Here is a 25,493-nt window from a genome sequence, read left to right on the forward strand (position 1 = left end):
ACAAATGCGAGTAAATAAAAACTCCCGCACAGGGCAGGAGTTTAGGGTATTGCTAAAATGCGATTAATCTAAGGGTACGACTTTGGCGATATAAGGCAGATTACGATACTGCTCAGCGTAGTCGATACCATAGCCCACGATAAATTCATCGGGAATGGTGAAACCGATAAAGTCGACCGGTACATCTACCTCACGGCGCTCAGGCTTATCCAGCAGGGTGCAAAGCGCCAGGCTCTTAGGCGCGCGCAGCATCAGCATCTCACGCACCTTGTTTAGAGTGTTACCCGAATCGATAAGATCTTCGACGATCAACACATCACGCCCTTCGATATCAGACTGCACATCTTTTAAAATCTTCACATCGCGCGAACTGGTCATGGCATTGCCGTAGCTGGATACCGACATGAAATCGATCTCAACATGGCCCTTAATACGGCGGCAAAGATCGGCCATAAAGACCACAGACCCTTTTAGCAGGCCCACCATCAAGAGGCGCTCGCTGTTGGCGTAATGGGCATTGATCTGCGCGGCCAGGATATCCAGTTGTTGTTCAATCTCATCAGCCGAGATCATCACTTCGGTGGTGTGTTTCATACTCTTCTCAAATTTGTGTTAATTGTCGCGATTGTCGGCACTGTGCTTATCATAGCCCCAACGCTTGGTTAACGCGTGGTCGACGCCCAGATGATCTAAAATCCGAGCGACCATGAAGTCTACCAGATCTTGCACCGATTTGGGATCATGATAAAAGCCAGGCGCCGCAGGCATTATGGTCGCCCCCAGACGAGACAGGGATAGCATATGCTCTAAGTGTATGCTGCTAAAGGGAGTTTCCCGTGGCACCAGAATCAGCTGACCGCGCTCCTTTATCACCACATCGGCGGCGCGCTCTAACAGACTATTGCTCATGCCTGTGGCTACCGCCGCCAGGGTGCCTGTGCTGCAGGGGCAGATCACCATCTGCTTTGGCGCCGCCGAACCAGAGGCCGGTGGCGAAAACCACTCCTCCTTACCCAGCACATGCAGTTCCCCTTTTGGCGTGAGTCCCTGCTCGGCAAACAATGCCAGTAGCTGTGCCTTAGCCTTGTCGCCATTGGCGCTCAGCTGCAGGCCATGTTCGGTCGCCAGCACCACCCGCGCCGCACTGGAGATCATCAAAAACACCTGGTAATCGGCCATCAACAGGCATTCCAGCAGCTTGAGTCCATAGGGGGCACCCGAGGCGCCGGTCCAGGCCAGGCTGATCGCCTTGGCCTTCTTGGGATAATTCATATTACTCTCTTCGTTTAAGACGCGAGTTTAACGCTTGAGCTTAAGTTCCAACTTGTGCAGCAACTTACCGTGCAGGCCGCCGAAGCCGCCGTTACTCATTACTATGATGGTGTCGCCAGGGCGAGCGTCCGTTGCAACCCGGCCCACCAACTCATCTATCTGGTATAGCACAGTCACGGGTAACTCGGCCTTAGCCATCGCCGCTTCCACGTCCCAGTCGATATTTTCAGCCTGATACAGATAGGCGGCATCTGCCAGCGCCATAGAGCCGGCCAGAGTATCCTTATGCACACCGCGCTTCATGGTATTAGAACGCGGCTCAAGCACCACCAGGATGCGACCCTCTCCCACCTTGGCGCGGCAGCCCTGCAGCGTGGTGGCGATGGCCGTCGGGTGGTGGGCAAAGTCATCATACACGGCGATATCATTTACCGTGCCGATCAGCTCCATACGACGTTTTGGCGGTGCGAAACGGGTCAGCGCCTCGATAGCCGCCGCGGGCTTGACGCCCACATGACGGGCTGCGGCGATCGCCATGGTGGCATTCTCTACATTGTGCTGACCGATAAGCGACCAGTCGAGTACGCCCTGGGACCCGCCATCGAAAAACAGCTCGAATCTATGGCCATCTTCGCTTAGCAGCTCGCTGTACCAGCCTGGGCTACCCGCCATCAGATTAAAGGTTTCCTGCTCACTCCAGCAGCCCATGTCGATCACCTCGCGTACGGCGTTACTCGCCGACGGCCAGATGATTTTGCCCTGACCCGGTACTGTGCGTATTACGTGATTGAACTGACGTTGGATCGCTTTTAAATCATCGAAAATATCGGCGTGATCGAACTCCAGGTTATTGATCACCAGAGTACGTGGCTGATAGTGGACAAACTTAGAGCGTTTATCGAAGAAGGCGCTGTCATATTCATCGGCCTCTACCACGAAAAACGGCGAGTTACCTAAGCGCGCCGACACACCGAAGTTTTGCGGCACGCCGCCGATCAAGAAGCCCGGCTCATAGCCGCAATCTTCCAAAATCCAGGCCAGCATACTGGAGGTCGACGTCTTGCCATGGGTGCCCGACACGGCCAGCACCCAGCGATTGGTCAGAATATGTTCGGCCAAAAACTGCGGGCCAGAGGTATATTTCAGGCCACGATTGAGCACGGCTTCGACGCAGGGGTTGCCACGACTCATGGCGTTACCTATCACCACCAGATCCGGCGCGTCATCTTCATTTTGCCCCAATTGGCTTGGGTCGAAGCCCTGGGTGAGCTCTATCCCCTGCTCTTCGAGCTGAGTGCTCATGGGCGGATAGACGTTGGCATCGCTGCCCGTGACCTTGTGACCGTTAGCGCGAGCAAGGAGTGCGAGACCACCCATAAAGGTGCCGCAGATGCCTAAGATATGTACATGCATGGGGTTGGCTCTGGATAGGAATAATCTGGGGGGTATTCTAACGATTCGTATCACCATTGTCAGTTAACAATGGTTTAAATAACGTTTTGATGACTAACGTCATGTTGACGGTTTATCGAAACTTCGTTTGTATCGCTGACGTCAAGAGTGCGGCCTTACGGCCGAGGTAAGTCGTGGAACTCCGTTCCACACCAGGGCAAGAGGGGGATCTCCAGCAATCCCCCTCTTGCATCTCCCGGTGCCGCCCCAGACGAAGTTGTGATCCCTACGTGGCTTATTGAAAATGACTGACGCTTCCGATGGGGCATCCAAGCCCCCCGAAAGCTAGCCTCACATCCATGTGAGTCTCACGCCATTTTCTGCTATCCACTCCGGCAACTTCGATGGGGACTTGTCGTAGCATCTACCAGCAACCTAATCAACAAGATAAATATGATTTCGCCCCTTTCTAGTAACTTTCCAAAGCATCACATAAATCCCTGAATGCAAGCTCCAAACAAAATTAACAAATCAAACGCGGGTTGTGGTTACTATAAATCCCCATCGAAGTTGCCGAAATGCGCAGATGAAAATGCCGTATAGCCATCATGGACGATGGCTAAGACTCGGGGGGACAGGAGTCCCATCCGAGTCGTTAGGCGATTTTCATTGAAGCATGAGGAGTAACAACTTCGTCGGGGCGTCAGGGTGGATGCAAGGAGGGCGAGGACGAGCAGTCCTCCTTGCCCGGGTGTGGGATGGAATCCCACGACTCTCATTCCCAAACGGAGTTTGGAAAATAAATCAATGGCCACAAGGCCAAACAAAAACCTAAGTGCTAAACCCGAACTCAATTTAAAAACCAAATGCCGGTTGTGGCTACAAGAAATCCCCATCGAAGTTGCCAAAATGCGCAGATGAAAATGCCGTATAGCCATCATGGACGATGGCTAAGACTCGGGGGGACAGGAGTCCCATCCGAGTCGTTAGGCGATTTTCATTGAAGCATGAGGATCAACAACTTCGTCGGGGGCGTCAGGGTGAATGCAAGGAGGGCGAGGACGAGCAGTCCTCCTTGCCCGGGTGTGGGATGGAATCCCACGACGTTAATCCAAACGTAGTTTGGGAAACTCAATTCAGGCCGAAAGGCCACTCCGACCCTAGTATGGAACGGAGTTCCACGACTTTCTCAGCCATAAGGCTGAATTAACCCTGTGTGACACTTACCTCGACCGTCAGGTCGCACATCCCCGGGTGTGAGATGGAATCCCACGACTTTCATTTCCAAATGGAGTTTGGAATACGAATGAACAGCCTCAAGGCTGCATTCTTACAAAAACCAATCATTTCCCTAACTTCCCAACTGCAAGTACAATGAAAATTCTAAGGACAAGCTGGCAAGACCAAAGGAAAGGCGATGACACTAAAGGAAGATGTCAACAAACTCAGCCAGGCGCTTGATGCGCTCAAATCACAACAAGCCACAGATCAAGCGACGCTCAGTCGGCAACTGGCGCTATTTAGCCTGCAGTTATCGCAGCTAAGTGAGCGAGTCAACGCGCAAGAATCTCACCTTCAAGAGACCCAAACTGACACCCAAACTCAAGCCTGTGCCGCTCAAGAGCAACTATTGCCAGAAAAAGAGAGCCTATCTGCCTCACCGGCAAATACTGGCTACCACCATGAGATTTGGCATTCAGATAAGCAAAACCAGAAACAGGCTCCTAGTCAGAATCCCCCTCAAAAAGGTCCCCGTGCTGGTATTAATCCTCAGTTAGCCAAAGCAACAGCGCAGCTACAGGGAACTCTGGGACAGATAGTCCCCCTACTACTCGGCCCCTTTGCCGCACTCGGCGAGCAGGCGAAGGGCTTTTATGATCACTATCGGGATAAGGGACAGAGCGCGGTATTTCTGATGACCCTAGCCGGCATCATCACACTGACGCTCGGTTTCGGCTACCTGTTACAGTACTCTATCAATCATTGGTTCTCTGAGATGGGCAAGGCAATACTGGCATTGGTAACCGCCAATACGGTGATCGCCGGCGGCCTGTTTATCCGGCGCGCCCGACCCGGCATGGAGGACTATGCCTCGGGCATCGTCGGCTTAGGCGTCATCTTAAACTACCTCGCCATCTATTTCCTCGGCCCCTATTATGAGCTGATACCTGAGAGTCTCGCCTTCTTGCTGATGCTGGCAAACACACTTTTGGGCTATGGCCTGTCGATGAAACTAGAGACCAAGGTGGTGGCCGCTATCGCCCTGTGCGGCGGCTCGCTGGCGCCACTTATGCTGCTCGATGCCAGCCAAGCACCACTGCTCTATCTCCCCTATTTGCTCATCATAGGCGCCTGCTCTCTGGCACAGAGCCACAGACTCAACTGGCCAGCGCTTATCGAGATCACGGCACTGCTACATATCGCCTGTGTGCAGTTGCTGAGTTTCTTCCTATTTCTGCCTCTCACGCCAATCGATTCCATGGCGATCATGGCGATGCTCTGCATCAACGGCCTCTTCTATCTGTATGGACTAAGCAGCCTCGCTTTACAGCGCAAGATGAAACTGAATGCCCGTTTGCTCATGGTGCCAGTCGCCATGCTTTGTTTCATTCTCTACACCTTGAGTGAGTTTACTGCCTATGCAGGAGAGATCTTTGCTATCAACGCTCTAATAAGCGTCCTAATAGTTTGGAAAGTAAGGCGTGATCCCCTGATTGCACCGCTGATGTTGGCCGCCGCGGGGGTATTTGCAGGGATAGCTGCCCTCTATCTTATCAGCGCCGAACTTCTGGGGCTGGTGCTTTTAGTCGAGGCCCTGTTACTGCTCTGGCTGGGCTGCAAACATGATTTCATCTCCATTCGCACTGAGGCATATCTGCTACTCCTGGTAGGGATCGCGAGTAACCTGCTCAGCCTGTTTGATGGCCTAACAGCCACTCTGGACAACCCAGTGCTCTTGAGTATGAGCATGGTGCTCACCACCCTCGCCTGTTGGGCGGCGACTCGACTCATCACGACACAGCTCGTCGTATTAACAATGCCGGAGCGGCTGATCCACACGCTGTTAAGAGAGGCTTTGGGGCAACTTGCCTGCATCAGTATTCTGTTTATCGCTTACCTAATCTCTGACACCTACTATTTGACCATTTTACCTCTGCTCAGCCTGCTGCTGCTTCACTACAGCGCCAGAGGCCAGCTGCGCTTTAGCGAGATCCTGGCCTGGATATGGCTACTGCCACTAGTCGGTTTAATTTTCATGGGAACGGTGGAAGCCAATAGCATCACCTATGGCGATCAGCCACTTAATGCCAAGCTGGCACGCATCGAACTGTTTAGCAGCCTGCTACTGGCTTATTACTGGTACAAGCGGCACTTTAGCGACTCTCCCTTGCTGCGTCTGGCCTATTACGTCCAGCTCGGCTGTTACCTTGCCTTACCGCTATTGCTGCTCCCCAAGGTGCTGCGCAGCTATCAGGAACTGCTCCCCATCTATCTCTGGCTTGCAAGCGCCTTGAGTCTCGCTCTGGCCCGCCTGGTACGACACAGAAGCCAGGTCATTGAAACCCAGATACTAGTTTCGACAGCCATGCTAACCACCGCTATCAGTTGTCTTGACAATCAATGGCAGGGGCTTATCGCCCTCGCCCTGGGTGCCCTCGCGATGGGCAGCATACTCAGGCTTTATGCCGGCTTAAATCGCCGCTGGCGCTTGCTGCTGACCTTCCCCTGGCACCTAAGCCCCTTCTATTTTGCCTTAGTTGTCGCCGTCGCCGTACAGAGCCTGTCGGGGCTTATTGCACCGGGTTGGTCCTTGGTGTTCTTGGCGTTGACCACCTACTTTGCCCTGCTGCTAGAGCGGGACAATGCTCTGGGTAAACGTTTCGCCAAGGCGCTCAAGCCCGGCTATCTCTTGGCCTACGGCTTACTTATCTTGCTATCACTAATGCCTGTCATATTGCACAGCGAGCGCCCGCTGGTGCTGGATATGACTAATCTGCTGTTTAGCCTCAGCGAGCTAGGCATACTCCTGGTACTGGCCTGGTATCTAAAGGGCAATCGACTCGCCATAGCCCAGCACAAGAAGCTACTGCCGAAACCTTTGCTGCTGTGGGGTTGGCACGGCCTGTTGGCGATGAGTTACTTTATCTGGAGCTATCAGCTGGGCACCAAGATAGCCGCACCAATCAGCAGCATCTTATTGGTCTGCCATGGCAGTACACTGATGTTTATCAGCCTGCGGCCCCGACAGGAAAGTCTAGTGCGCCTGGCTGGTATTCTCTTTGGTCTCGCCTGTATCAAGACCCTATTTGTCGATATGGCCTCCTTCGAACTGCTGCAGAAGGTCGTCGCCTTCATCATCATAGGCGCCATCTTGCTCACCGTGGCCTACTTTTATCAAAAGAGTAAGAATCGATTACAGGCAGCCAGTCAGGAGAATCTTGAGATGACCCACTCTTAGTCCACCGAGGCCCCCATCGAAGAAAAGCCGTTACATTCGCGTCTTTCTGCCGAGAACCAAACAAAAAAAGAGGAGCTATTGCTCCTCTTTTTATGCCATCACCTAGGGTGGCATTTTGAATTAGTAGGAGCAGAGTAAACTTTTACGTATTTGTTTAAAAGAAGGTTGTGGCTACGATGAATCCCCATCGAAGTTGCCGACGACTGCATGGATGCAGGAGGTAGGGCGAAGCAGGATGCCAGAGCCGAAGGGCGCAGATAAAAATGCCGTATAGCCATCATGGACGATGGCTAAGACTCGGGGGGACAGGAGTTCCATCCGAGTCGTTAGGCGATTTTCATTGAAGCATGAGGATCAACAACTTCGTCGGGGGCGCCGGGGGATTTCCAAAAGGGGAACAGGCGATTTTCCCCTTTTGGTCGGGTGTGGGTTGAAGACCCACGACTTACCTCGACCATAAGGTCCCCATAAACCTGCGCAGCGTTATGCCGAGAACCTGGCCAATGTTAATCACCAAAAAGATATGGGTAAGACAGTTAGATCTACCCTGGTTTTCAGCACAATCGCCCACTCCATTGCTGTTAGAGGGTGAGTAACAATCCCATACAACTGTGACCCAAACCGCAGTTTTTTTAACCGTTTCCTGCTACAAGGGAAAGTTATCAACTGGTTAATATTTAATCGGAAGATCTATTATTTATGCCTCTATTACAGGCTGGCAGATAGACGTCATTGCTAAGGATATCGCTATGCTGAAAAAAGTAAGCCGACTCGATTATTTTACGCTACAAGTGTTTATCGGACTGGTTGAGCTTAAGAGCGGCAGTGCGGTGGCCGAGCGGCTGCGCACCACCCAGTCTAAGGTGAGTCGCAGTCTCACCTGTCTGCGTGAGGTCCTGGAAGATGAGCTCTTTATTCGCCAGCAGTATGGCTTCGAGCCCAACCAGGTCGCCTTAACCATCTACCCTATGGTGCAGACCATAGTGGAGCAGTTCGACAAGATTGTCGCCGCCACCATAGACAAAGGCGCAGAGCCCTATCAGCTGAGCGTCGCCACCTATGAACAGTGGTCCCTGATGGCGATGAACTGCGTCCACAATACCTGTCACTGTATCGAGGGCGGCGTCAGCATCAATATTCAGCCTTGGACCGATAAGATCAATCAACGCCTGTGTCAGGGTAAGGTAGATTGCAGCATCTCCACCGAGCCTATCGACCACCCCATGATCAATAACTATAAACTGGGAGATATCACCCACTTCTTTATCGTGACAAGACGCGGACACCCACTGCTAAGCAGCACAGATCCCATGACAGAGCTGTTCAATTATCATGTCGCTCTGGTTAACACTCACCTTCAGGAGCAAGAGCCCCATCCTATAGAGCGCTACGCAAGATCCAAGAAAATCGATATTCACGTGGCCCTCAAGAGTCCCAGTTTGCGTATGTTAGTGGATCATGTCAGTCACAGTACCGATGTCGCCCTACTCTCCTCGGCGATGTCGATGACCTATTTCGAGAATCGTGATGATGTGGACTACCTAGATGTGTCTAAGATCTGGTTACAAACCAGTGGATTAGAGAAGGAAAGCTATTATCTGCACTGTCACAAAAGCATTAAACCTGAGCTGGTCAACTGTCTACGTAATCTACTCACAAAGAAACTCAATGAGATGCAAGCTCACTGCGACGAGGCAGCTCAGGAACGAATCGCAAACCCAGCGTAAAACGCCAAGACTAGTGCACGCTCTGATTGATCAACAGCCTGATCTCTTGCTTTAACCAGTCAAGGTGGGCGCAGCTATGCTGCTTGGCGCTCAGCAGATACAGCCTGGGGTAGGCTTGAACCCGATACAGGCGCTCAGTGTCATTGGCCGATAGGCAGCAAACATGCAGACCGGGAAGCAGATCGCTCTGTTCATACACCTTGTTATAGGGCAGTAGACTCACTGTTTTGTCGTCAGAGAGATAGCGAAACAGCTGATGAAACCCCAAGCCCTCCTGCCCCAAATCCGTAGGCGCCAGATGACAGGCCAGCTTATGCTGCCGACAGTAGCGCAGGAAAGGATCCGGCGACTGCTTATCTATCTGGCTAAAGGCACTCAGGTAGGGATAGGCCGCGATATTATCCAGGCTGATCTCCTGATGCAAAATAGGATGATTAAGGGAGCAGAGCAGGTACAGATGGGTTAACTGCTTAAGAGGCTCAACTTCAAGGCGCGGGTCTTGTAACCCCTCGGCCGACGACTCGCTAAGGATCGCGAGATCCACCAACCCCTGAGTCAGATCTTCAATAATGTCGGATGAACCAGAACGTAACTCATAGCTGATGGGCAGCTGCGCCTCGCTGATGGCGCCACTCAAGCGCTGGGGCAGATGAGCGATCAGCAGATCGCTCACATAGATCACCATGTTGTGACTAGCAGCCATGCCATGGCACAGCTCCAATTGATGCAACTGCTCGCCACACTGCACTAGGGCTTTCACTAGGGGATAGAGCTGGCGGGTAAACTCATTGGGCTCCAGGCCATGCTTCTTCCGAATAAAGAGGGGATCGTTAAAGATCATCCTGGCGTGTCGCAAGCAACGACTCACTTTAGGCGCAGGTATATTCATCTCCATAGCAACCGAAGAGGCAGAATGCTTTTCATACAAATTAACTAATATATTAGCACTAAGCATATCTAAACTATCTAGAGTCATATTTTTCATTTCAAAATACCTCTCCCGACAATGAATATACCCATTCAGAGTATAGTAAATATAATTACCCTGACAATGAATTTATTAAAACTTAATAAAACAAATAAAATAGATCTCAATCATATTTCTAAATTTCAATCATTTACATGACGCTCGCAAAACACTATTTTTTATAAAAATTAAATCCAAACCCGCTTAGAAACACAGATATCCAATAATTAAAAAACACATATCCAAGTATTGATTATCTGTAATTTGAAATAACCAAAAACAAGTATCTGACCCAGCCCTAAATTTTAATAATCCGATTTCAATAGTTATTGTAAATATCCCGCATAACGTAATAATTAAGTGGAGAGTTAAAAATGAAAAAAACCTTGGAGGTTTATCATGAACACCACCGCTACCGTTATTTTAAGCTATGCGTTTATGTACTTTGTTTTGTTCATCATTTGTCCTCTCGTCATCGTGACCTTTGTCATGACGTGTATTAAGTTCTTTAGATCAAATGAGGCACAGTTGGTCGATGCCGCCGTGAGCATCAAGCCACATTTGCTCGACAAAGAATCTATGCAGTTTCTCAAAGGCCTGAAGGCTATCGCCGCAAATCGCTACGATATTCTATATGGGGCATCACTGGTGAATGTAGTCGACATAGATGATTCAATCAAAAACCATGATGAGGTGCAGGAATTTATGGATCACTGCCACCTTGATTATGTGGTCGTCGACAACGAATCTTCTGCAGTCAAACTCGTCGTGAGCGACCCTGCAGCCAGCTCTCCCGAGCAGATGAAGTTTGTCGAAAAATGTTTGGATTACATAGGGGTTCAGTTGATCAAGCTGGACAAAGACAAGCATTGTGACGAAGCCCTGCTGCGCACAGCACTCGCCGCATGATTGAGGTTCAGTCATACCAACCCCGCTAGATGAGCGTCAAACCGACCACTTGGCGCTCCTCATTCGCCCGAACTCATGCTCACTGAGGTGTAAGGATGCATTATGTATCGAATTACCCCTTGCACTGCCGTGCTGCTGGTCAGCGCCTTAGCACTTGGGCTTGCCGGCCTTATGTCGGCCCCCACCTTCGCCGCCGACGAGCAAGCAAGCCGCAGCTGCATCAAATGTCACAAACGTAATGGCAAACTCGAGGGCATACATGCCAGCCCAGGCCTAGCCATTCTCTGCCAAGACTGTCACGGCCCTAAGGGCACGCACCCGAAAAAAGGATCGACACTCAACACCTTTGGCCCAGAGAGTTCACTAACCGCCGAGCAACGCACAGGGATCTGCCTAAGCTGCCATGATCATCAGGCACTAGGCGAGGTCGAGTGGACGCACAATGTGCATGCTAATCGCCTGAGCTGTGATAGCTGCCATAAACTGCACCCCGAAAGCGATCCTATGTTGTCCCTGAGTAAGCAACAACATAGTCAGCTCTGCGTCAGTTGCCATAAGGTCAAACAATAGGAGGCCTGTGATGCAAGTATCTAAACGTCAATTTCTCAAGGGTGTTGGCGCCTTGCTGGCGGGAGCCTCTGTTTATGGCGTCACCCGCTCGCCCCAGGCTGACTCGACTCAGGCAACTGAGCCGACGCCTGAGATCAAATATGCCATGGTGCATGACGAAAACGCCTGCATCGGCTGCAACGCCTGCGTGGATGCCTGTCGCGACGCCAATCATGTTCCCGAAGGCGTGACCCGGGTGAAAATAGAGCGTAGTGGTCCCTTTGGCGAATACCCAGAGCAAAGCTATCGCTTCAGCCGCGTCTCTTGCCAGCACTGCGAAGCCGCCCCGTGTGTCAGAGTATGCCCAACTGGCGCCGCCTATATCGATAAGGAGACGGGCATAGTCGCGGTCAATAGCGACCGCTGCGTCGGCTGCCAATATTGCCTTGCCGCCTGCCCCTATCAGGTCAGGTTTATCAACCCCGAGACCCGCACCGCCGACAAATGCGATTTCTGTCAGCAGAGCCGCTTGTCTCAGGGCTTGCAACCCGCCTGTGTTGAGGCCTGCCCCACCAAGGCTCTGACCTTTGGCAACCTCAAAGATCCCGACTCGGATCTGGTGAAACTGCTTAAGCGTAAACCCAGCTACCGCGCCAAGGTGGATCTGGGTACCCGGCCTAAGCTGTTTCATATTCAAACCATAGATGGGGAGATAATGCTATGAGTGCTTTTCATTTCGAAGGCCTGGTATGGCATTGGCCTATCGCCATTTACCTGTTTCTGGCTGGACTCTCTGCGGGGGCGGTATTTTTCGCCATTATGCTGAAACACTTTAAGCTGGCCCATGAGGCCTGGCATTCGCCCTTTGTACAGGCGGCGGCCATCATTGCCCCGCTAGCTGTATTTGGCGGCTTGGGGATCTTAGTGTTCGATCTCACCCGCCCCTTGGACTTTTGGAAGATATTGGTGTTCTACAACACCACCTCTGTGATGTCCATGGGCGTGCTGGTGCTGATGGCTTACCAGCTGGTACTGTTTGCCTGGATCGCCTGCGTATTCCAGCGCAGGATCTCCCTGCTGCTTGGACAGAGGTTTAGCCTTGCCAATAAACTCTTGACCTGGCTGGTGCGCCAAGAGGCGGCGATTACAGGTATCTTGGTGATCCTCGCCATCTCCTTGGGCGCCTACACAGGCTTTTTACTGTCGGCGTTAATCGGCTTCCCGCTGCTGAATAACCCGGTATTGCCCTTGCTGTTTTTGGTCTCAGGTCTCTCTTCTGGTGCGGCGGCGACCCTACTGGGCGGCGTGCTACTCAGAGGCAACCCCAATGGGGTCGAGGTGCGCTTTATTCACGGCATAGAGATCCCGCTGATCTTAGTCGAGATAGGCCTGCTGTTTACCTTCTTTGCCGGCTTAATCCTCTCGGGCGGTCAGAGCCAGGTCGCGGCAATCAACGCATTAGGCTTTGGCTTCTGGGGCTGGATATTCTGGGCCGGGGTGATAGGAATCGGCCTAACCCTGCCGCTGGCCTTCAACCTGTGGATGAAGGTATCGGCGGATCGTAAATTTGCCTATGTGGCGGTAACCGCCAGCTTCAGTTTGATAGGGGTGTTCTTGCTGCGCAACTTTATCCTCTATACCGGCCAGATGACGGGAGTCTAATCCTTACTGGCCACTCACTCGAGGGGCGTCCTTGCTACTGATAAGCTGCAGCGGCGCCCCGTCACTTAAGTAAGCCTCATCCACCTGATCCAAGTTGTTATAGCGGATCATCTCGCGAATACCATCGATATAGTCCTGCCCCCGCTCTGAATACTTGTCCAGGGTTCCGGCCAGCACCAAACCAGAAATCGGCTTATTGCCAGCCCTTAGCTCCGCTCTCAGTGCCCGTAACTTTTGATAAGCATCGTGAGTATTAAGGTTTAGCAGATAGCCCTCTACCGAGGCCAATGGCGTATCAAAGCGGGCCAGGCCATAGTTGCCCAGCTCCTTACGTTGTTCCTTTGGCTTCATTCCCTTACCGCTAAAATCCCACTGACCGAAGAAGGCGTTACCCTCGACGGTAAAGCGTGAAGTGGCCCAGCCACTCTCTTTTGCTGCCTGCGCAAGCACCAAGGAGGGCGGCATAATATCCACCCTAACCAGCAGTTGTTGACGCTCCTGCTCACTAAGCTGAGTAACTGTGTCATCGGCTAAGCGATATTTACGCGCCAGGGTCAGTAGCTCTGGGTCATCCAGCGCCGCCAACGCAATGGTTTGTCGTTCCAATAAGATCTGCTCATTAGCCACTAAGATCAACGGCGCCATCAGCCGGAAGAAGACTTTCTTCTTAAGCTGAACCGGGATCTGCGATGAGGTTTGCTGCCATCGCTCACTGACAGCCTTAAAGGTGAGCCTGGGCACCTCACGTTTACCCGCCCGCCAGCTGGCATCGTTATAGTCCAAGCGATCAAACAGCTCCATGAGCTCATCAAGCGAGTCAATCTCCACATCCTCAGGCGTCTTGGTTGGCCGCGTCTTAGACACTGTCGTAAAGCTGGTTTGGGCCTGCTGACTATCCACTTGAGTAGCAAGCTCTTTGGCCGCGACTGGGCGATACCATAAGGCCCACACCATAATCATAGAGGTGAAGATAAATAATATAGGCTGGGTTATTTTTTGGGGGCGGCTAGCAATGGACATAGCGTCTCCTCAGGCACATAAAAGGATAGGCGACAGTCGCCTCACATCTACTCCCTACTCTAGTCTATCCTTGGGCCAGAGTCTCTAAGCCAGCATTTCGACGGCAATACTTCGCTGCAAGCCGATTATCGTAAATAGGAAAATTAAAGACCAAATGCCACAGCGCTCGACCCATTCTTATGGTTAACCAAGGAAAAACCAGCCACCCAGCAGTCATTTTTTGCTTAAGAGGTAATAAGTTAAGTCAAAGCGCAATTAAAACCACAATCCCCACTGATGCCAAACCTTTGGCAAGCCAAGCCCCATCTCGCTCCCCCCTTAGCGCGCAACAAAGGTAGCAAAATGTACCATGTTGTTTAGACAGTTGTTTCAGTACCCAATAGTGGTTAACTTATGCCTGATAAATGTAAAGGAGATCTCCCCAGATGGAGCCGAATGAGCAGCCATCCATTAGCCAACTGGAAGCCGAAATTGCGGCGCTTAAGCGCGAGAATGCCAAGCTTAAACTACTCAACGATCGCGCCGAAGAAAAACTCTTCGCGGCACTGGACGGCAACCGCCTCTGCCTGTGGGAGCAGCATATTCCCAGCGGCAACCTGACCATATTTAATATGCGTTGGGGTGAATTGCTGGGTTTTAGCCGAGAAGAGTTGGCGGCCCATGTGGATAGCTGGAAACAGAACCTGCATCCGGATGACAAGGAGTGGGTGATCAAAGCCTTCGAGGATCATGTTGCAGGCAAGTCTGATTACTATCAGGCGGTGCACCGCATGATCCACAAAGACGGCTCTGTTACCTGGGTATCAGATCGTGGCCGTATCGTCGAGCGTAAGGCCGATGGCACGCCGCTGCGCATGATGGGCACTCACATGGATATCACCCAGGAGAAACGCTATGAGCAGGAGCTATCTGAGCTGGCCCATTGCGATCCCCTCACCAATCTAAGCAATCGTCAGGCGATCACCCAGGCCTTCGAGCAGCAATACCAACACACTCAAGGCAGCCTGTTCTTCATCGACCTCGACGGCTTTAAAGAGCTGAATGATAAGCTGGGGCACAAGTTTGGCGACCTGCTGTTGATCCATGTGGCCAATACTCTCAAAGGTGTGATCGGCACTCAGGCCCATATTGCCCGCTTAGGCGGTGATGAGTTTTTGATCTTACATCCAAGCCAGGATCTTTCCTTACTCGCCGATCGAGCCCAAGCACTGCTTGATGTCTACCGCCAGCCGATCATCTTAGAAAATACCGAGATAAAACTTGGTCTTAGCATAGGTATCTACTGCTTCGCCCCAAGCGATGACTTTGCCAGCGCCTGCGAACTGGCCGATGCCGCCATGTATAAAGTTAAGGCCCAGGGCAAGCACGACTACCAATTCTGGCGAGCCGAATAAGCGACAACCCTTGTGCAATAGGGTCAGATATTCTTAATCGCCTACACTGAAACCTAGCCTAAATTGTGATAGCATCCAGCCCAAATTTTCCGCGCGACAGCGAACGAGTGCGCCAAGCGATATGTCAATCACGCCATTGACCCACGATTAAAGGAAGCCACTGTGAGCGAACTTGAAACCCGTCTTAATAAATACATCAGTGAGAGTGGCATCTGTTCACGTCGAGAGGCTGATCGCTATATCGAACAGGGCAATGTTTTCATTAATGGCAAGCGTGCCAAGATTGGTGACACCGTCAGCTATGGTGATAAGGTGAAAGTTAACGGCCGAGATATCGAACCCAGAGATGCCGCCGATCTGGTCTTTATTGCCCTCAACAAACCCGTTGGTATCGTGAGTACCACCGAAGCCAGCGAACGCGATAATATTGTAGACTTCGTCAATCACAGTGAACGCATCTTCCCTATCGGCCGCCTGGATAAAGACTCTCAAGGCCTTATCTTCCTCACCAACAACGGCGATCTGGTCAACAAGATATTGCGCGCAGGCAACAACCACGACAAAGAGTATTTAGTCACGGTCAATAAGCCGATCACCGAGGCTTTTCTTACCGGTATGCGCGCGGGTGTACCTATGCTTGGTGTTATCACCAAGAAGTGTAAGGTCGAACAAGTTTCCACTTTTGTATTTAAAATAGTCTTGGTGCAAGGCCTTAACCGCCAGATCCGTCGTATGTGTGAACACTTCAATTTTGAAGTGACCAAACTAGAGCGTCAGAGCATCATGAATGTGTCGCTCAAGGGACTCCCCATAGGCGAATGGCGCGATCTTGACGAAGAGGAGCTAGCAACCCTGTTTAAGCTCATCGAAAACTCCTCGTCAGAAGACAAGAAAACCACCAAGGCCAAGACAAACAAGAAGCCAGCCAAGAAAAAGCCCAACCAATCGTTACGCGAAAAAATTGAAGGGCCTGAGCACTTTATGCAAAACCATGGCGGCCGCAAGAAAAAACCTGCTGGCACCAGTCGCGGTAAACCCAATGCCAGACGCCCCAAACGCTAACCCCAATCACCCCAAACGCTAACCCCAATCACAAGGCAGCCTAAAGGCTGCCTTGTGATTTAAGCAGTAAATCACCTCAGTTAAACGACCAACCTCTTCACCTCAAAGGCTATTGCCTCAACTCGCCGTCACTGCACCAAAGTCAGCCACGCAGGCACCAAGTTGGTGAGCCCCGTGCGCCAGATCACATCTTCCAGTAATAATGCAAATAACAAAATAACATTAAATATCATACACTTGATTAAATAACAAAAAGTTGGCACGGAACTTACATACTACTTAATAGGTAGTCATTGGGCAGGGCAGTTTTACCAGCAGTGCGGTGAGACAAAGACCCGTCCATAAGGAGCAGAAGATGAAACCTTGGTTAAAAACGGTCAGCCTATTTGATGAGTGGCAATTCCTCTTCCACCTCGGCGTTAGCCAGTGGGATGTCGACTAATCAGACAACCGCTTTCCCCCAAATTCATCAATAAGGAGTCGCAGATGAGTACAGTAGCGAAAAGTATCACACCAAAGATGGCAGAGCGCATCGTCACCGAAGTGAAAATGAACAATTGCCTGCTCTCTGAGGTCGCCAAACAATTTGGCGTTTCCACCAAGACAGTTTATCAACTCGTCAGACAGAGTGAGCAACAGGGTGGACGTGTCGGCGTACTGCGCGCCGAAATAGACAAGTTAACTTTGCAACTTAATCAACTCATGCGTGAGCTGAAGCTTATCCAGGGATAAATCGATTCGCCAAGGGCTAGGGAAGGCTGTAAAACAAAATGGAAATAGAATAAGTGGTCTGCAGGAAGCATGCGATTTTAGGTTAGAGGGCAGCATAAATAATAGCCTAAGTCGAGGGCCAGAGACCTAACGACGGGCCAGAATCGCAAAACCATTTAAAAGAGGTGTTTTACAGGTGGCACCTCTAGCGCTCCCCCAAAGGCGCTTTTCGCCTGGTGATTGGCAGGATGCTCAATCATCAGGTTTTTTCTTTTGGGATCCAGCCACGCCTTAAATAAAAATTTTTAACCCCTTTTAGATTCAGCATCGTCTATAAGTTCAAACAACGGATTTCTATCTACTGATTTCTATCTATTTTGACGTTTGGAGTATTCGATGAAAAAGACCCTGATTGCGACACTATTTAGTTCACTGGTTTTCACTACCAGCCTGCTTACCTTGCCTGACGCAGCCGCGGTGGAACTTAACTTTCCCCATATCGAAACCGTGGGCACCAGTGAACTAGTGGTCAAGGCCGATATGGCTGAACTTACCGTCGAGGTAGTCACTAAGGCTGATACCCCAGCGAAAGCCAAAGCGGGTTCTGACAAAGCGGTTAGCGAATTTCTAAACCGTTTGTCCAAGGCTGGCATCGCCCGGGGCGATATTCAGAGCGCCAACCTTAACCTGCAACCACAACACCTGTACGATCCTGAGACCCGCACCAACAAGGAGATTGGTTATCGCGCCAGTCGTCAGGTGACTGTCACCCTAAGAGCATTAGACCAACTCAACGAGTTGCTGGACACGGCGCTCAATGAAGGGATTAACCGTATTCATCAGATCAACTTCAAGTCCAGTAAAGAGGCGCAGATGATAGAGCAGGCCAGACTGATGGCGATCAAGGATGCCCAGCAGAAAGCCGCAGCATTGGCAGAGGGATTTGGCGAGCATCTGGATGGTATCTGGGAGATACGCTATCAGGCACAAGGCTCTGTGCGCCCCATGGTGTATAAGATGAACGCCGCGGCCCAAGGAGACATAGGCGAGAGCTATCAAGAGGCACAAACCAGCATCAGCGATCGCGTCGAGGTGATCTACCGCCTCAAGTGATCGGCCTTAGCCTAAATATCTCTTGGCCCTTAGTAAAGTACAAAAGCAACAAAGGCCCAACCTAAGTTGAGCCTTTGTTTGACTTGATGCTAGCGTAAATCTCGAGGGGGCCTTAAATAGGCCATCACCAACAAAGCTAATCCAGCTAACACAAAGGGCACACTGAGCATCTGACCCACGCTGAGGCTCCAATCCAGTGCAAACTCAGCCTGGCGCACTTTGACAAACTCTATCAGGTAACGCGCCCCAAACACTAAGGCCAGGAACAAACCTACCAGCGCCCCCTCTCTGCGTTTCATCTCGGTATAACGATAGAGCAGCCACAGGGTGATAAAGATAACCAGATAAGCTAAGGCCTCATATAACTGCGCAGGATGGCGCGGCACCATATCGATTCGCTCAAAGATGATCCCCCAAGGCTTGTCGGTTGCGACGCCGAGAATCTCTGAGTTAGCCAGATTACCTAAACGGACGAAGACACAGAAAATGCCGGTTGCGATCGCCAAACGATCAAGCAGGAAAAGAAACGGAAGCTTCACTTTAAGCTTGTAGTAGTACATGGCCAGCACCACGCCCACAGTACCACCGTGGCTCGCCAGTCCGCCTTCCCAGATCGCCAGGATCTTTGCCGGATGGGCAAAATAGTATCCAGGATCATAAAACAGAACATGTCCTAAGCGCGCACCGAGCACTATGCCCACCACGCAATAAATCAAAAGATTATCCAGTGACTCCACATCGAGTCCTTCACGGACATAAATATGCTTAATCACCTGAAAACCACTGGCGATCGCCGTGGCAAATAACACGCCGTACCAGTGTATGGTTAGCCCCATGAAAGAGACCATCACTGGGTCCATATTCCAAATAAAGTGATCCAAAAACCTAAGCTCCCTAGCTTGAGGCCGACAGGCCTAATGAAACATCTCTGCTGACAGGCAGTTTTACGCGCTTCGACTTGCTTATTCAAGGTCTTGAGGCAATTTTCAGCACACCGACACAAAAAAGCCTGCACCATAGGGTGCAGGCTTTGCATCAATAGGCTTGTCGCTTGCTAGCTTAATCCGCCAGAGAGGCAAATAGAGTGTTGAACTTAGCAAGCCCCTCGGCCATCACCTCATCGCTAATGGTGAGCGCCGGCAGGAAACGGATCACGTTACCGTAGAAACCACAGGCCAGTAGCACCAGCCCATGCTCGGCGGCATTGGCGATAATCGCCTGGGTCAAGGCAGTATTTGGCTGTTCACTGTCACCGTCGATCACCAACTCCATGGCGATCATCGCCCCTTGGTTACGCACCTCGCCAATGATCTGAGGATATTGCTCCTTGAGGGCACATAGCGCCTGATTAAAGGTGTCGCCTATCTTGACCGCACGCTCTACCAGCTGCTCCTCTTTCATCACCTCAAGTACCGCCAGCGCCGCCACACAGCCTACCGGCGAGCCGCCATAGGTGCCGCCCAGACCGCCCGGCAGCGGCGCGTCCATGATCTCGCTCTTACCGACCACGGCCGCCAGTGGAAAGCCACCAGCGATCCCTTTGGCCATAGTCATCAGATCTGGCTCGACACCTGCGTGCTCGCAGCTAAACATCTTGCCAGTACGGCCAAAACCAGTCTGGATCTCATCCATCACCAGCACGATACCGTGCTTGTCACACAAGGCTCTGAGCGCCTGTAAAAACTCAGGTGGCGCCGCATAGAATCCACCCTCGCCCTGCACTGGCTCGACAATGATGGCTGCCACATCGCAAGGGGCAATATCCACCTTAAACAGGTTCTCTATCGCCTTGAGGGAGTCTTTAACGCTTACGCCATGCAGCGCCATAGGATAAGGCGCGTGGAAGATATCGCCGGCAAAGGGGCCAAATTGATGCTTATAGGGCGTGATCTTGCCCGTCAGCGCCATGGTCAGGTTAGTGCGGCCATGAAAGCCACCATTGAAGGCGATAACACCGCGACGCCCGGTGTGGGCCCTGGCGATCTTGATACAGTTTTCCACCGCCTCGGCGCCCGTGGTGACAAAGATAGTCTTCTTCTGGCTGTCTCCTGGGGCTAACTGATTAAGCTGCTCCGCCAGCGCTACCGCCGACTCATAAGGGTTGACCATGACACAGGTATGGCTAAAGTTATCCAGCTGCGCCTTGACCGCCGCCACCACTTTAGGATGACTGTGGCCCGTATTACACACGGCGATCCCAGTACCGAAGTCGATATAGCGCTTCCCCTCGACATCCCATAGCTCGGCGTTTGATGCTCGCTCCACATAGACGGGATAGGCATTGCCCTGTCCTCTGGCGATAGCCTGTGTCTTACGCGCCTGTAATTCTGCGTTACTCATTGTCTCAATCCTTATGCTTACTTATCCAGGCCACCAAGGCACAGGTACTTAATTTCTAAATAATCGTCCAGGCCATACTTAGAGCCTTCGCGACCGTTACCCGATTGCTTCACCCCGCCAAAAGGCGCGGCGGCATTAGAGATGATCCCCTCGTTGACCCCGACCATGCCATATTCCAGCCCCTCGGCGACGCGGAAGATACGGCCGATATCACGGGCATAGAAATAGGCGGCCAGGCCATACTCAGTATCGTTGGCCATGGCGAGTACCTCCTCCTCACTATCGAAGCTGATGATAGGCGTCACAGGACCAAAGATCTCGTTACGGGCCAAAGGCATCTCGTTAGTCACATTGGTGACGATAACCGGCGACAGGAAGCTTTCACCCAGTTCACTTGGCTGACCGCCTGTGACCAGGCTCGCGCCACTGGCCAGGGTGTCATCCACCAGCTTAAGCACGTTTTGCACAGCATCTTTGGAGATCATAGGGCCAACGGTCACGCCATCACCCAGGCCATCGCCCACCTTGAGGTTCGCCACCGCGGCGGTGAACTTTTCGGTAAAGACCCGCTCGATCCCTTTCTGCACAAAGATACGGTTGGTACAGACACAGGTTTGCCCCGCGTTGCGATACTTGGAGATCAAGGCGCCCTGCACCGCGGCGTCGATGTCGGCATCATCAAACACGATAAAGGGCGCATTGCCCCCCAGCTCCATGGAGACCTTCTTCACGCTGGTCGCGCACTGAGCCAGCAAGATCTTGCCCACGGCAGTAGAGCCGGTGAAGGTAAACTTGGCCACATCGGGATGCTGAGTCAGCACCTTGCCCATGCCCACTGCATCTTCACCCACAACAATGTTAAATACCCCGGCAGGGATACCCGCACGCTCGGCCAGCTCGGCCATCGCCAAAGCAGACAAAGGGGTGAGCGGTGACGGACGCGCCACAAAGGTACAGCCAGCCCCGAGCGCTGCTGCCGCCTTACGGGCGATCATGGCGTTCGGGAAATTCCAGGGTGTAATAGAAGCCACCACGCCCACAGGCTGTTTCAGCACTAAGATACGCTTGTCATTGGCAGGAGCCGGAATGGTATCGCCGTAGACACGCTTGCCCTCCTCGGCAAACCAGTCGATAAAGGCGGCGCCATAGGCGATCTCCCCCTTAGCCTCAGCCAGTGGCTTACCCTGCTCCAGCGTTAACAGGCGACCCAGATCTTCTTGATGCTCCATCATCAGGTTGAACCATTTACGCATCAAGGCGGCGCGCTCGTTAGCCGAACGTTTAGACCAGTCCGGCAATGCCCGCTTGGCAGCCAGAATAGCGGCCTCGGTATCTTGGCAGCTAGCATCGCTCACCTGGGCGATCACTTGCTGAGTGGCCGGGTTCACCACGTCGAACTGCTGGTCACTCGATCTCCATTGGCCATCAATATAAGAGGCGAGCTTGATTAACTGAGTATCTTTAATTCCCTGCATAACAATTTCCTGCGTAAATAGTCCGAATCGAAAAGGGTAAGCCGATAAGCGCTCATTTCCCTATTGAATAGCAAAAGTAACTCAGGTTAAATACCAAATATTCAACGCAAAGTTTTAAGGCTGTAAAACTTATGAGCAAACAGTCCATCATCCCCAAAGCCATTACCGAGTACGATCTGCGTCTGCTACGTATCTTTCGCACTGTTGTCGAGCACGGTGGCTTTGCCGCTGCAGAGAACGAACTCGGAGTCACCCGCTCCACCATCAGCGTACATATGTCTAACCTCGAGAGTCGCATGAAGCTTAAGCTCTGTAGCCGGGGACGAGGTGGTTTCGCCCTCACGGAGGCGGGGCAAGCTGTGTATCATGCCTGTATCGAACTCTTCGATTCCCTCAACGACTTTTCTATGTTTGTTAATAATTTAGGCGAGGAGTTAATCGGCGAACTGGTGATCCTTTGCGCCGACCAATTAGACCATGGCATGCAACAGAAACTCGCCGAGGTGATCGCCTACATTCATGAGCGTCAACCCCAGCTACATCTGATTTTAGACGGCGAGGCGCTGCACCAGATAGAAAAATCCCTGCTACAGGATAAGGCCCACGTAGGCTTGTTACCCAGCTATCAACAGATCCAGGGACTCAACTACCAAACCATCTTCAGCGAGCCAATATACCTCTGTTGCAGCGCCAAGCATCCCTACTTCCACCTCAGCGACGAGGAGATCAGCGCCGAAATGCTGGCCAAGACCCCCTCTATCCATCCTGGGGTAGATATCGACCCCGAAGGCAGAGAGCAGTTAAAGCGGCTAAACCTATCGGCCAAAGCGTATCAGTTTGATACTCGTAAAACCTTAATTTTATCGGGATGCTATATAGGTTATCTGCCCCTGAGTTATATCCAACAAGAACTAAAGACCAAACAGATAAAGATCATTCATGGCGAGGCGGCCAGTTATCGATTTAATCTGTCGATGGTCGTTAAGCAGTCGGCACGTGAGAGCGCCAAGGTAGAGCTACTCACCCAGGCCTTCAATGAGGTATTTGGCCTGGATGGGCAACGAGGCTAGGGCGAATAGATGGGCTAAAACTTCTCCAGCAGCGACTCATTGAAATCTTGCACTGTAATCTCTAGCCCCGAGGTTTCGATACGCTGCTTAATGTCATCAAGCTCCTTATCGACCTCGTTAAGAGTCAGGGTATTGTCATCCAACAGATAGACCAGCTTCTGGCTGGTAAAATAGAAGAGTAATAGGGTGAGCGCAGAGGGATCATTAGCCTCGCTCGCCTGTTTTATCGCCTTATATTTTCGATAGATACGGTTTTGTAACGCCTTGAGACGTGACACATAATAGATCTCACGAAAATAGTCGCGATGACGCTGTGAATACAGCCCACCGGCGCACAGTGCAAATGCGAGCAACACACCGAAAAAATTTAGGTGCAGGTTACCGGTCGACTCGCCACTCACCACCTCCTGATGACCAAAAAGTGCAATCAACAGCTGGCCAAATACCAAAGACAAGAGTGCCAAACTGGCGATAAATACCGCAATCACACGGTTTAAATGTTGGCGATATCGAACCTTATTCACCTCAATTAATTTCATTCTTCTCAATTTCCACCCTAATAGACATGGGCGCAAGCCTAGCATGAGTCATCACTAAGTGGCAGTTTTAACACGATAAAGAATTTGATCTCTCGACTTAAGCTAGGCAAGTTAAGCAAGAGCCCTACTTAGTTGTTAACAAATACATTAAAGCATTTAACAGCAACCAAACATTTAGCAGTAAAAACATCTAGACGTCTAAATTGACAGACGTCTTTCGATCTCATATCCTCTCACCTATTGAGATGATCCATTTCGCAGCTAGCGAGATGTTCCAGCTAGGAGGGCATGGGAACCAGAGGGAAACATCCGGTTTTAACGACACGTCTATGAGTAAGACGTCTAGCGATAAGAGAGAAGAGTTTTGACTACACCAACACATGCCCAATCCACTGCAGCACCTAAGGCATCTTTTATTGCCTTGTTGCCACTATTTCTGTTTCTGGCTCTGTTTATCGGCGTCGGCGTTTACTTTCAAAGCCAGGGTGTAGACTTTGCTTTCTATCAGCTACCTAGCGTTGTCGCCATCTTACCCGCGATCATTCTGGCACTGCTCATCTCCAAGCAGAAGCTTAACCAAAGCATAGAGACCTTTATTGCTGGCATCGGCCATTCCAACATTATCGCCATGTGCCTCATCTATCTGCTAGCGGGCGCCTTCGCCTCTGTAGCTAAAGCCACAGGCGGTGTCGATGCGACCGTAGCACTAGGACTCTCCTTAGTCCCTTCTAGTCTCTTGCTGCCAGGCTTCTTTGTGATTGCCGCCTTCATCGCCACTGCGATGGGTACCTCTATGGGGACCATTGCTGCCGTTGCCCCTATCGCCTTGGGCGTGGCCGAAGAAGCTCAGATCGATCTTGCGATTATGGCTGGTGCCGTGCTCTCTGGTGCCCTTTTTGGTGATAACCTATCGATCATCTCAGACACCACTATTGCCGCAACCCGTACCCAGGGCTGCGAAATGAAAGACAAATTCAGAGAAAACCTAATCTTCGCCATTCCAGCCTCGCTGATCACCCTGGTGGTCTTTACCTTAGTGGGTCAGGGGCAGGCCGAAGTCGCGCCACAACAGATAGACTTTATTAAAGTTATCCCCTACCTCACCATCTTAGTGTTGGCAGTTGCGGGGCTAAATGTGTTCGTCGTACTCACGGTAGGTATTCTGCTAGCTGGCGTCACAGGTTGGGCGACTCTAGATTATGGCCCAATCCAGTTTGGCCAAGATATCTACGCCGGCTTTACCAACATGCAGGAGATCTTCATCCTCTCTATGCTGGTCGGCGGCCTTGCAGCCCTGATGCAGCAGCAGGGTGGACTGGCTTTTGTCAGTAAACAGATTGAGAAGCTGATCGTTCGCTTTTCAAGTGCCAAAGGCGAAGCCTCTACCCGAGCCTCTGAACTGGGTATGGCGGGTATCGTGGCCCTGACCAACACTTGTGTCGCCAACAATACGGTATCTATCGTGGTTACTGGCGATATCGCCAAAGATCTGGCTCAAAAACATCAGGTGACTCCTAAGCGCGCCGCCAGTATCTTAGATATCTTTTCCTGCATCATTCAGGGGCTTATCCCCTACGGTGCCCAGGCGCTCTTAGTCGCTTCAATCTTTAGCCTTAGTCCACTGCAGGCTGTCGCCCATGCCTGGTACTGTATGATTTTGGCTATAGTGGCAGTGGCTATCGTTATTCTGAGGCGTCGTCACTAAGTTGTTACTAAGTAGTCACTAAGCAAAGTGGCAACCCTGAGTGCCGCTTCAAAAGGTGACTATCTTCACCTTAGCAGTTTCACAAAGTGGGGCTTTCACTTAAACTGTGGCCATAGGGAGATAATTG

Annotated in this window: 21 protein-coding genes; 12 read left to right on the plus strand and 9 right to left on the minus strand. The window is 51.5% G+C overall.

Annotated features, from left to right (window positions below; genetic code table 11):
• Positions 1-63: 63 nt before the first annotated feature.
• The 3 genes from hpt to mpl are packed head-to-tail and all read right to left on the minus strand — an operon-like array spanning position 64 to position 2,685.
• Entirely contained in the window at positions 64-594 is a 531-nt protein-coding gene (hpt, locus tag CFF01_RS15805) for a hypoxanthine phosphoribosyltransferase (protein ID WP_033537836.1), read from the minus strand.
• 18 nt (positions 595-612) lie between these two features.
• A complete protein-coding gene (locus CFF01_RS15810) occupies positions 613-1,272 on the minus strand; it encodes a flavin prenyltransferase UbiX (protein WP_088905438.1) in 660 nt (219 codons plus the stop codon).
• 27 nt (positions 1,273-1,299) lie between these two features.
• Complete coding sequence (gene mpl, locus CFF01_RS15815) at positions 1,300-2,685, minus strand: UDP-N-acetylmuramate:L-alanyl-gamma-D-glutamyl-meso-diaminopimelate ligase (RefSeq protein WP_088905439.1); 1,386 nt, start codon at positions 2,683-2,685, stop codon at positions 1,300-1,302.
• A gap of 1,396 nt (positions 2,686-4,081) precedes the next feature.
• Here mpl and CFF01_RS15820 point away from each other — a divergent pair.
• Positions 4,082-7,123, plus strand: a complete 3,042-nt coding sequence (locus tag CFF01_RS15820) for a DUF2339 domain-containing protein (RefSeq protein ID WP_088905440.1) — start codon at positions 4,082-4,084, stop codon at positions 7,121-7,123.
• A gap of 749 nt (positions 7,124-7,872) precedes the next feature.
• Entirely contained in the window at positions 7,873-8,850 is a 978-nt protein-coding gene (locus CFF01_RS15825) for a LysR family transcriptional regulator (RefSeq protein ID WP_088905441.1), read from the plus strand.
• A 10-nt stretch (positions 8,851-8,860) separates the two neighbouring features.
• Here the strand turns inward: CFF01_RS15825 and CFF01_RS15830 are convergent, their stop codons facing one another.
• Entirely contained in the window at positions 8,861-9,835 is a 975-nt protein-coding gene (locus CFF01_RS15830; protein WP_088905442.1) for a LysR family transcriptional regulator, read from the minus strand.
• Positions 9,836-10,306: 471 nt separating this feature from the next.
• On the opposite strand from CFF01_RS15830, the gene CFF01_RS15835 reads away from it, so the two are divergent.
• From CFF01_RS15835 to nrfD, 4 genes are all read left to right on the plus strand, one after another.
• A complete protein-coding gene (locus CFF01_RS15835) occupies positions 10,307-10,726 on the plus strand; it encodes a DUF2726 domain-containing protein (protein WP_232479457.1) in 420 nt (139 codons plus the stop codon).
• 102 nt (positions 10,727-10,828) lie between these two features.
• Entirely contained in the window at positions 10,829-11,296 is a 468-nt protein-coding gene (locus CFF01_RS15840) for a cytochrome c3 family protein (RefSeq protein ID WP_088905443.1), read from the plus strand.
• A 10-nt stretch (positions 11,297-11,306) separates the two neighbouring features.
• Positions 11,307-11,999 carry a 4Fe-4S dicluster domain-containing protein gene (locus CFF01_RS15845; protein WP_088905444.1) on the plus strand — a complete coding sequence of 231 codons (693 nt, stop codon included), beginning with the start codon at positions 11,307-11,309 and terminating at the stop codon, positions 11,997-11,999.
• Positions 11,996-12,937 carry a cytochrome c nitrite reductase subunit NrfD gene (gene nrfD, locus CFF01_RS15850; RefSeq protein ID WP_033537825.1) on the plus strand — a complete coding sequence of 314 codons (942 nt, stop codon included), beginning with the start codon at positions 11,996-11,998 and terminating at the stop codon, positions 12,935-12,937. Before CFF01_RS15845 ends, nrfD begins: the two co-directional genes overlap by 4 nt.
• A gap of 3 nt (positions 12,938-12,940) precedes the next feature.
• On the opposite strand, the gene CFF01_RS15855 is transcribed toward nrfD, so the two are convergent.
• Positions 12,941-13,957: a glucosaminidase domain-containing protein gene (locus CFF01_RS15855; RefSeq protein WP_088905445.1), complete on the minus strand. Its 1,017-nt coding sequence runs from the start codon at positions 13,955-13,957 to the stop codon at positions 12,941-12,943.
• 425 nt (positions 13,958-14,382) lie between these two features.
• On the opposite strand from CFF01_RS15855, the gene CFF01_RS15860 reads away from it, so the two are divergent.
• The 4 genes from CFF01_RS15860 (at position 14,383) to CFF01_RS15875 (ending at position 18,237) form a co-directional block, all read left to right on the plus strand.
• Positions 14,383-15,351, plus strand: coding sequence for a sensor domain-containing diguanylate cyclase (locus CFF01_RS15860; RefSeq protein ID WP_088905446.1), 969 nt, complete (start codon positions 14,383-14,385; stop codon positions 15,349-15,351).
• Positions 15,352-15,513: 162 nt separating this feature from the next.
• Positions 15,514-16,413, plus strand: coding sequence for a 23S rRNA pseudouridine(2604) synthase RluF (gene rluF, locus CFF01_RS15865; protein ID WP_033537822.1), 900 nt, complete (start codon positions 15,514-15,516; stop codon positions 16,411-16,413).
• A 486-nt stretch (positions 16,414-16,899) separates the two neighbouring features.
• Positions 16,900-17,145, plus strand: coding sequence for a hypothetical protein (locus CFF01_RS15870; protein WP_052125459.1), 246 nt, complete (start codon positions 16,900-16,902; stop codon positions 17,143-17,145).
• A gap of 375 nt (positions 17,146-17,520) precedes the next feature.
• The gene (locus CFF01_RS15875; RefSeq protein ID WP_088905447.1) at positions 17,521-18,237 is read left to right on the plus strand and encodes an oxidative stress defense protein; all 717 of its coding nucleotides are present in this window, start codon (positions 17,521-17,523) and stop codon (positions 18,235-18,237) included.
• Between the two features lie 89 nt (positions 18,238-18,326).
• Here the strand turns inward: CFF01_RS15875 and lgt are convergent, their stop codons facing one another.
• The 3 genes from lgt to CFF01_RS15890 form a co-directional block, all read right to left on the minus strand.
• A complete protein-coding gene (lgt, locus tag CFF01_RS15880; protein ID WP_088905448.1) occupies positions 18,327-19,118 on the minus strand; it encodes a prolipoprotein diacylglyceryl transferase in 792 nt (263 codons plus the stop codon).
• Between the two features lie 178 nt (positions 19,119-19,296).
• Positions 19,297-20,577, minus strand: a complete 1,281-nt coding sequence (gene gabT, locus CFF01_RS15885; protein WP_088905449.1) for a 4-aminobutyrate--2-oxoglutarate transaminase — start codon at positions 20,575-20,577, stop codon at positions 19,297-19,299.
• Between the two features lie 17 nt (positions 20,578-20,594).
• Complete coding sequence (locus tag CFF01_RS15890; RefSeq protein ID WP_088905450.1) at positions 20,595-22,052, minus strand: NAD-dependent succinate-semialdehyde dehydrogenase; 1,458 nt, start codon at positions 22,050-22,052, stop codon at positions 20,595-20,597.
• Positions 22,053-22,183: 131 nt separating this feature from the next.
• Between CFF01_RS15890 and CFF01_RS15895 the strand changes: the two genes are divergently transcribed.
• The gene (locus CFF01_RS15895) at positions 22,184-23,122 is read left to right on the plus strand and encodes a LysR family transcriptional regulator (RefSeq protein ID WP_033537817.1); all 939 of its coding nucleotides are present in this window, start codon (positions 22,184-22,186) and stop codon (positions 23,120-23,122) included.
• A 14-nt stretch (positions 23,123-23,136) separates the two neighbouring features.
• On the opposite strand, the gene CFF01_RS15900 is transcribed toward CFF01_RS15895, so the two are convergent.
• A complete protein-coding gene (locus CFF01_RS15900; RefSeq protein WP_088905451.1) occupies positions 23,137-23,661 on the minus strand; it encodes a DUF3087 family protein in 525 nt (174 codons plus the stop codon).
• Between the two features lie 364 nt (positions 23,662-24,025).
• On the opposite strand from CFF01_RS15900, the gene CFF01_RS15905 reads away from it, so the two are divergent.
• On the plus strand, positions 24,026-25,366 hold the full coding sequence (locus CFF01_RS15905) for a Na+/H+ antiporter NhaC family protein (RefSeq protein ID WP_033537815.1): 1,341 nt from the start codon (positions 24,026-24,028) through the stop codon (positions 25,364-25,366).
• Positions 25,367-25,493 lie beyond the last annotated feature (127 nt).

Origin of the sequence: Shewanella marisflavi, from assembly GCF_002215585.1 — a bacterium.
Lineage (GTDB): Bacteria > Pseudomonadota > Gammaproteobacteria > Enterobacterales > Shewanellaceae > Shewanella > Shewanella marisflavi.